This window comes from Streptomyces shenzhenensis (genome assembly GCF_021462265.1).
GTDB lineage: Bacteria > Actinomycetota > Actinomycetes > Streptomycetales > Streptomycetaceae > Streptomyces > Streptomyces shenzhenensis.
On the sequence record NZ_JAJONF010000039.1, the window covers coordinates 76868 to 85275 of the forward strand.

An 8408-nucleotide genomic window follows, 5' to 3' on the forward strand; every position below is an offset into this window, starting at 1 on the left:
TGTCTCCACTGGTCCTGCCGTGGGCCCTTACCCCGATGCGCTTGAAGCCGTGTCCGGCGTATGCCGGGGTTGGTCACATGCATCTTGCCTGACGAGGGCCGTTGAACCGGTGCAGCCAACGCGTCGCTGCATGTACCACAAGCGCTGAGTCACGCTCCTGCCTAAAACGATGTCGGGGTGCCCAAAGCCTCCGTTCATTTAGGCTGGGGTTCGTGGACGTCGTAAACCTGACGGAGACCGCTGGGCGTCTTCGTGTATCGGTGGCCTTGCTTGCACAGCTGGCCCTGACCGTCAGCGGAGGTCAGCATTGCCCAAACCCGTAGGCCGGTACGTCTACTGGTCTGAGAGGCTCGTCAGAGAGGTGATCGACGATAACGGGATCCAGTTGGATCCCCGTGTCAAGGCATCGCTCAAGCTTGGCGTGGGTGGCGGCGGGCTCGACCTTGCAGGCCGGGACAGGGAGAAGACCACCTTTGAGGTCGCCGAAAGGCTGAAGAGGAAGCTCCGTCGATCCATCGTGTCTGACTTCGACACGTCTGGGCCCTTGCAGCTTGTGCAGGGAGCGAGCTGGGTCGAAGTAGCGGAGTTCCAGGGGTGGGGGTATTCACGCAATCGCCTCACTCAGCGGACCGCCGTGGTCCACGCCCGGACGGTCACTGCGGAAGGCCAGCGTGTCGACCTCTGTCTGTTCGGTGGCCTCAAGAACCTGAGGGGCTACACCATCCCAGAGGACGACCCGGTCCTGGGTTGGAGATCCTCAGCCGCTCCAGCGATCGAGGCACTGGTCGCTTCGCGAGGCATGGCACCGAGTCAGGTGGAAGGCGATGTCTGCTCGTTCGATGAGGAGGAGCTTGCCGTGGACACACTCAAGGTTGCTCTTTCTCAAGGCGTCTATCGACGCACGGATGACCACATGGGGCGTCCTGAGACTCGCGCGTTCACGGTGATGGGCTTCGATGCTACGGAGTACGTCGCCTTCATCTACAGGGATGTGACGCTCACACCCGGTCGGTGGGACTTTCAATGGGAGCCGGAAATGATGGGTACGAGCCGTATCCTGATTGGGGCTCCGCTGTGGCTGCGTACGACGCGTCCCAGCTCCATCCGGACGTACTTCGGTTCCAACAGAGTTGAGCTCCCTCCGTCTGCTCGGCAGCCCACGGCGCAGGTGCTCTTTCAGCCCAGCTGGCAAGACATCGACCAGCTGCCTGGCTAGGCCCGCGCTCGAAGGCGAGGACTTGGCGGCCGATGTCTCTCGGCTCCTGCGCTTCCGTCCGTAGACGGACACTCGGACACAAGTCTGCCCGACCGGAGGAAAGTTCCTTCCTCTGGCGGCCGCGGACGCTGGTCCAACGTCCGCTTCGAGCCCTCGCGCGCACTGAGGCGAGCGAAGCTGTTGTGGGCATGTGCACCGCTTCGTCGGCCGCCGCCGCGACGAGCTCAGGATGATTAGCCGAACACCTGCATTTAGGTGCAGGCTGCCGCCGTAACGACCGTGCGAAACGTAGGCCGACGCTAGGTCAGACTGGAGCGTGCCCTGAGTCCTATCGATGCGTTCACGCACTATGACGCCAACTCGTCCAGGCAGTAGCATCACGCTGCTACCACAGCCTGGCCCAGTAGGCCACATGCACTCACGCCCCAACCAAGGATGACAAGTGCAAGACACCGCAGACGTCACTCGTCGACTCTGGGCCCTGTGCGGGGTGCTCAGGAACGACGGGATCACGTACCACGAGTACCTTAACGAGCTGACTTACCTCTTGTTTCTGAAGCTCGCGAAAGAGTTGGGCGTAGAAAAGGCAATCCCTAGGGAGGTTGGCTGGGAGAAACTCAGCAGCACCCCTGAGGCCGAGAAACTCGACTTCTATAAGGAGTCACTCAAGCTTCTTGGGGAGGCTCGCAACGAGACTGTAAGAGATATTTTTGCTGGGGCTAAAACAGCAATCAGCTCGCCTGTCTCGCTAGCTCAATTGGTGCAGGCCATCGACGACATCGATTGGTACAGGGCCCGCCAGAACGGCATCGGTGACGTGTATGAAGGTCTGATCGAGAAGAACGCTCAAGAATCGAGATACGGGGCAGGACAATATTTCACTCCACGGCCCGTAGTTGAAGCAATTGTTCAAGCTTGTCGCCCGACGCCAAATGATAGCGTTTATGATCCGGCTGCCGGCACAGGCGGCTTTCTGATTGCCGCCGGTCTGCATGCGCGTGACGAGAACGGCAGCAGCCCACGGCTCTCTGGCATAGAGCTGGTCAGCGATGTCCGCAAACTGGGGTTGATGAACCTAATTCTTCATGAGCTGCGGGGTGAGGTCATGTTGGGCGACGCCCTGAATCGACCGCCGCATAAGCATGGTTTCTCTCTCTGCCTAACAAACCCTCCATTTGGAGTGAAAGGCAGCCTCACTAAAGAGCAGAACGACTTGCTTGATTTTCCCACCGGAAACAAGCAGCTGGCTTTTCTGCAGCACGCCTATAAAAACCTTGCTCCAAACGGTCGTGCAGCGATCGTCGTTCCCGACAACGTGTTGTTTGAGGAAGGGGTAGCAACGTCTGTTCGGGCTAAGCTGGTGCAGGACTTCAGGCTCCATACAGTACTAAGGTTGCCGACTGGAATTTTCTACGCCACCGGCGTTCGCACCTCGGTTCTTTTCTTCTGTGCCGACGGAATTACATCGAACACTTGGTTCTATGATCTCCGTGAAGGGCAGGCCTCTTTCGGTAAGAGGCGCCAATTCACCAGTGATGATCTGCAAGACTTCATTGATTGTTATGGCCCTGACGCGTTGGGGAGAAGCGAGCGCCAGGAAACCGCCCGGTTCCGTTCAATGAGCTTGTCTGACTTGGTTGCGAACAACTATCGACTGGATGTAATGACTTCACAGTCGGACACACCTCACACCAACACCGTAACGGTTGAAAGAATGCTCGAATCGACTCGCAGCATGACCGATGAGCTGGATGCCGTGCAGTCCAATATTCAGGAGATCGAGAAGCTCTTGATGTCCTTCGCTGAGTCCGCCAACGCCGCCGACCACGCTGAACTCTCATGATCGACCTCCGTACCTTTCCTTCGGCCTGGGAATTGTGCTCCATCGGGGAGGCCGGCGACGCTATCGTTGGGCAGCAGCGATCGCCGGAAACTACGTACGGAAATGACCTGCTTCCATATCTAAGGGTCGCTAACGTACACGACGATGCACTTGATCTAAACGACTTGGCTGCCATGCGCTTCGCAGGGTCGGCTAAGGAGAGGTATCGCCTCCAAGAAGGAGACGTGCTCCTGTGTGAGGGGCAGAGTAGAGAGCTTGTTGGGCGGGCTGCTCTTTACCGTGGGGAACCAGAGGAAATTTACTTCCAGAACACACTAATCAGGTTTCGGTCGCATAGCGAGATTCTTCCCGAGTTCGCACTGATCGTGTTCCGGGCATATCAGTATTCGGGTGTGTTTTCGGAGGTTTCGAAGGCAACCACGAACATCGCCCACCTAGGTTTGAGTAGGTTTAAGTCCCTTCCTTTCCCTGTGCCTTCGCGGGCAATTCAGGAAGCTATCGTTGATACAGCTCGTTCCGTCCAGTCATCGATTGATGCCTCGCTGAGCGCGCTAGCCAGCCTCATCCACACGGCTCAGCGAATGCCTACTGATATGCGTGACCTGGTCCTACTTGGCGACCGTCCTATAGGGGATCCAGGAGCTATAGACAGCGACCTATCCTGCAGATGGCTGCTGGCTGCAGATATAGTGCCGCCAGATTCGCCAATCGTCTATGGAATCCATCAGCCCGGTCCTGAGGTAGATGACGGAAGCGGTGTACCTTACATCCGAGGGCAGGATTTGAGAGACGGCTACATCGCAACTGACAACTTGAAACACACGTCGACAGATATTGCGGAGCAATATTCCCGCGCTCAGCTTGCGACGGGAGATGTGCTGCTGGGCATCATTCGCAGTCTTCGCGTGGCCATCGTGCCCGAAGAATTGGATGGCGCGCATATTACCCAGGGGACAGCCCGCATTCGCCCGGGCAAGGACGTCGACAGCGCATATCTAGCTCATTGGCTGCGAAGCGGTGCAGCTCAATCTTGGTTCCGCAGTCGCCTCAGAGGAATCAACATGCCTAGGCTGAACTTGCGAGACGTACAGTTGCTTCCTGTGCCAATTAGGGCACTAGAGGAGCAGGTTAAATTGGCGCAGGTTCTGGACGTCGCAAGCGAGGGACTCGAACAAATAGTCGAAGATGCAACGGCTTCGACAAGACGCCTACGCATGTTGGAACGAGACGCAGCGATTTCATGCGCGTATGGGGCTGTGGCACACGCGATTACTAAACAAGTGGCACCAGATGGACAACGAGGCCTTGCCCAACTCGCCGTGTCAAGAATTAAGGCTACTTCAACTATGGCAAACACGACACCCAAGCCCCGCAAGCGTGCTACATCGAAAACTACAGCTCGCAAGAAGGCGACACTTCAGTCGAGTGCAGATTCGGCACGGTTGCTTGCTGTCCTTAGTCAGGCTGTTGGGCCTATGACGCCGGAGGATCTTTTCCGGGATTTGGAACTCGAAGATGCGGCGATCGATGGTTTCTTTGTGATTCTACGGAAGCTATCACAGGCAGGAGAGATCGCGATCAACCGTCCCAATGATAGTGACGTTCACATCGAAAGGATCGGCTAAATGAGGATTATGAGTTTTGAGGTTGACAGCTTTAAAAACCTTAAAGACTTCTCCATCTCGCTGGATCCCGAATCTCCGGTCTCTGTCCTCGTGGGACGGAATGGTGCGGGCAAGTCTAACTTCCTTGAGGCCCTCACTATCGTTTTCCGTGACCTCGATTTGGGGTGGTTACCTACCTTTTCATATCGTTTGGAATATGAGGTGGGTGGCCATGATGTGACCGTAAGGTCTGAGTCGACCTCAGGGCGGGACGAATACAAACTTGAATGCACGGTGGATGGAAAACCCGTATCACCTGCCAAATTCGTCGGCGCGGCAGGCGCAGCCTATAGGCCAACGCATGTTTTCGGTTACTACTCGGGCCCGAGCAATCGCCTCGAAGAACACTTTGTAGCTCATCAAGAGCGTTTCTACAAAGATTTGCTGGCCGGAATCGACCGCCCCTTGCGGCCACTTTTCTATGCTCGAAATGTGCATTCAAACTTTGTTCTGCTTTCATTCTTTCTCGACGAAGACCCAACAGTTAGGCAACTGTTGCGTGATCAATTGGGTATCGAAGAGCTCGATTCGGTCCTCTTTGAAATGCAGAAACCGTCGTGGGGAAACAAGGGTAGGGGAGGGGATCCTCGTTTCTGGAGGGCCAGGGGCACGGTGCGTGCACTTCTGGATCGCCTGTATGCGTTGTCTCTTGCTCCTACGAGGCTGAATCGAAAGGTGCGAACTGGACTAGGTGGTCGCCTATCCGAATCCGAGCACCTGTTTCTGTACCTAGAAAGCCTCGAAAAGTCTCGCGAGCTTGCGTCCGCCTACCCAAGCAACAGTGATTTCTTCAAGGCGCTTGAGAGTACATATATTTCAGAGCTGATCTATGACGTCCGGATTCGAGTAAGGACAAGCAGATCCGATACACCCTTGACGTTTCGAGAGTTGAGTGAAGGCGAACAGCAACTACTGCTTGTGCTTGGCTTGATGCGCTTCACGCGCGAGGAGGAGTCTCTGTTTCTTCTCGATGAGCCTGATACCCACCTCAATCCCGCGTGGAGTGTCAGATACAGGCAGTTCCTTAGCGAGGTAGGCGCACTCGACGAGGGCTGCCACGTTTTAATGGCTACCCACGACCCGCTCGTTGTGGCCGGCCTTCTCAAGAACGAGGTCCGTATTCTAGAGAGAGAGGCTGACGGTCGCATATCTGCCGTTGAGCCATTGGAACACCCGCGTGGAATGGGAGTTGGAAGTCTCCTAACCAGCGATATTTACGGGCTCCGGTCTCAGTTGGATCTCGAAACTCTCACGCGCCTAGACCGCAAGAGAGATCTCGCATCTCGGGTAGGCGTGCTCAGTGAGTCTGAAGCGGACGAACTGAATCAGCTAGGCCATGAGCTGAGTGATCTTGGTCTGCTGATGGAGAATCGTGACCCTGAATTCCAAGAGTATCTTCGAGCTAAGGCGGATGTGCGCGAGCCTGAAAATTCCATCGTTCTAACTCGACAAGAGATTGAAGAAAATAGGGAAGCTGCAGCCGCTCTCTTGAAGGAACTGGACTTAGAAGATTAGCGGGAGACGAGGGGGAGGTAATGATTTTCATTGACATTCAGGAAGTCATCTCCACGCTGGATGAGGACTGGAGAAAGGAAGCTCAGGCTGTAGCGAAAAAACTGAGCGAAGCGCAGAGTGCCACTGAACGGAAAGCGATAATAGGTGACCATGAAGACCTGTGGCGGCAGCTGAAAGCAAAGCTTGCCGCCTTCGGTCACGATAAATGCTGGTACTGCGAGACGTTCAGTTATAGGTCCGATAATTCCGTTGACCACTTCAGGCCTAAATCGCGAGTCTATGAGGATAGGAGTCACCCTGGGTACTGGTGGCTAGCTTTCTCTGCGGCGAATTATCGTTTTGCGTGCACTTACTGTAATAGCCGTCGGCATGATGTCGGGGGGACGTCTGGCGGTAAACACGATCATTTCCCGCTCGTTGATGGTTCGGCGAGGGCTGCCGACCCTTACACGCCGTTGTCGGTTGAGAATCCGTTGCTTTTGGATCCCTGCTGGAAGTCGGACGTTGCGGCGTTCTGGTTCGATGAAACCGGCGAGGTTAGCGTCAACCCATCCTTCAAGGCGGTGGACGAGAATGCCGAAGAAAAAGTGCAGGCGTCGCGACATTTCTATCATCTAGACCAAGTTGCTTTGGTCGAAGCAAGGCGACGAGTTTACCTGAAAGTGCGGCGCCTGTGTGACCAAGCTGATGACTCGTTCCTCAGCTGGAAGAAAACCAAGGATCACTCCGCAAAAATGGCCTTCAGGGAGGCCATGAACGCTATCGCACGTATGCGAGATCGGACCGCTGAACACTCGGCGGTCGCCCATTGCGCAATCCGCGGACTCAGACACAGCAGTATTTCTGCCAGCCTTTCCTACGACTCCGTAGCCTGATCGAAATGCCCAAACGGAGGGAGAGCCGGGCTCGTTCGCCTTGCGCTGCCCCTGTCTGTACCTTCAAGGTCGTGTCCGGCGTGAATGGGTTGGTCACCCTCATAGGCACGTCGGTTGATCGCGCGCAACTAGGGGAGCTGGTACGGGCATGGCGGTTGACGCTGCTCGATCGGAAGAGGGGTTCACGTCGGCGAGGGCTGCGCGGGTGATGGCTGCCGCGTGCCGGGCTGCGGGACTCGACGACAGAGGCGCAGAGCTGATCCGACTTGGAGAGAACGCGCTGTTCCGGTTGGCCTCGGCGCCGGTCATCGTGCGCGTGGCGCGGGGGAAGGAGTGGCTACCCAAGGCCCGCGTGGAAGTGGACGTGTCGCGGTGGCTCGGAAACGAAGGGTTTCCGGCTGCGCAAATCGTCGAGGACCTTGAGCAACCCCGCTTGATCGATGGCCACCCGGTGACGTTCTGGCATCTGATCGTTGAGGGGGGCCGCAAGGCGACATACGGGGAACTGGGTGGGGTCCTGAGGGATCTGCACTCGCTGACCGTGCCGGACAGGCTCTCACTGCCGTCGTTCAACCCCTTTGGCAAGCAAGATCTACGGGTCGACCGCGCCGTCATCCCGGACGATGACAAGGTCTTCTTGCGGAAGCGTTGGCATGAACTCCGTAAAAAATACACCGAGTTGAGTTTCGAGACCTCCAAGGGGCCGGTGCACGGGGATGCGCATGTGCAGAACCTGATGGTGGACGAACAGGGCCGTGTGATCCTGATCGATTTCGAAGCCTTCTGCTACGACCACCCTGAGTGGGATCTCATGGTCACGGCGGTAGAGCACCACAGCCTTGGTTGGCAGACCGATGAGCAGTACGCCGACTTTGTGGCCGCCTACGGGCGTGATCTGTACGACTGGCCGGGCTATGAGACGCTACGCGGCATTCAGGAGTACGGGATGACAACCTGGCTCATGCAGAACGTGCAGGAGAACGAAGAAACCGCGGCTGAGTACCGCCGGCGCATCGCCGGGCTGCGGAATGACGATGCGCCTCGGGACTGGCGCCCGTGGTAGCCGCTACTCGTCGTCCTCGTCCAAGCGAGTGAGCGCATCGCGCACCTTCTCATTGAAGGCTGCCACGGTGGGGTTCGTCACATGCACGCTGACCTCGTTCTGGAAGTCGGTCACGTAGCGCTGGAACCGAGAGGACTGGAGGGAGTCGCCGCCGTCGACTGCGAGGCTCGCGGTGGTGACGGCGGCTTCCAACTCGCCGTTCAGCAGCTGGCTCTGGGCAAGCACCATGCGA

6 protein-coding genes and 2 pseudogenes are annotated in these 8408 nt (G+C 57.0%); 7 read left to right on the forward strand and 1 reads right to left on the reverse strand.

Going from position 1 to position 8408, the window contains the following annotated elements:
- Positions 1-307: 307 nt before the first annotated feature.
- The 7 genes and pseudogenes from LQ326_RS35585 (at position 308) to LQ326_RS35610 (ending at position 8176) form a co-directional block, all read left to right on the forward strand.
- Positions 308-1216 carry a hypothetical protein gene (locus LQ326_RS35585; RefSeq protein WP_234543201.1) on the forward strand — a complete coding sequence of 303 codons (909 nt, stop codon included), beginning with the start codon at positions 308-310 and terminating at the stop codon, positions 1214-1216.
- Between the two features lie 442 nt (positions 1217-1658).
- On the forward strand, positions 1659-3059 hold the full coding sequence (locus tag LQ326_RS35590; protein ID WP_234543202.1) for a class I SAM-dependent DNA methyltransferase: 1401 nt from the start codon (positions 1659-1661) through the stop codon (positions 3057-3059).
- Positions 3056-3556: pseudogene (locus tag LQ326_RS48885) on the forward strand (restriction endonuclease subunit S); the annotation flags it as partial. The gene LQ326_RS35590 and the pseudogene LQ326_RS48885, both read left to right, overlap by 4 nt.
- A gap of 84 nt (positions 3557-3640) precedes the next feature.
- The gene (locus LQ326_RS35595; RefSeq protein ID WP_234543203.1) at positions 3641-4684 is read left to right on the forward strand and encodes a restriction endonuclease subunit S; all 1044 of its coding nucleotides are present in this window, start codon (positions 3641-3643) and stop codon (positions 4682-4684) included.
- Positions 4685-6238, forward strand: coding sequence for an AAA family ATPase (locus tag LQ326_RS35600; RefSeq protein WP_234543204.1), 1554 nt, complete (start codon positions 4685-4687; stop codon positions 6236-6238).
- Between the two features lie 20 nt (positions 6239-6258).
- Complete coding sequence (locus LQ326_RS35605) at positions 6259-7113, forward strand: HNH endonuclease signature motif containing protein (protein WP_234543205.1); 855 nt, start codon at positions 6259-6261, stop codon at positions 7111-7113.
- 148 nt (positions 7114-7261) lie between these two features.
- Positions 7262-8176 carry an aminoglycoside phosphotransferase family protein gene (locus tag LQ326_RS35610; RefSeq protein WP_234543206.1) on the forward strand — a complete coding sequence of 305 codons (915 nt, stop codon included), beginning with the start codon at positions 7262-7264 and terminating at the stop codon, positions 8174-8176.
- 3 nt (positions 8177-8179) lie between these two features.
- On the opposite strand, the pseudogene LQ326_RS35615 reads toward LQ326_RS35610, so the two are convergent.
- A pseudogene (locus LQ326_RS35615) lies at positions 8180-8408 on the reverse strand (sporulation protein); the annotation flags it as partial.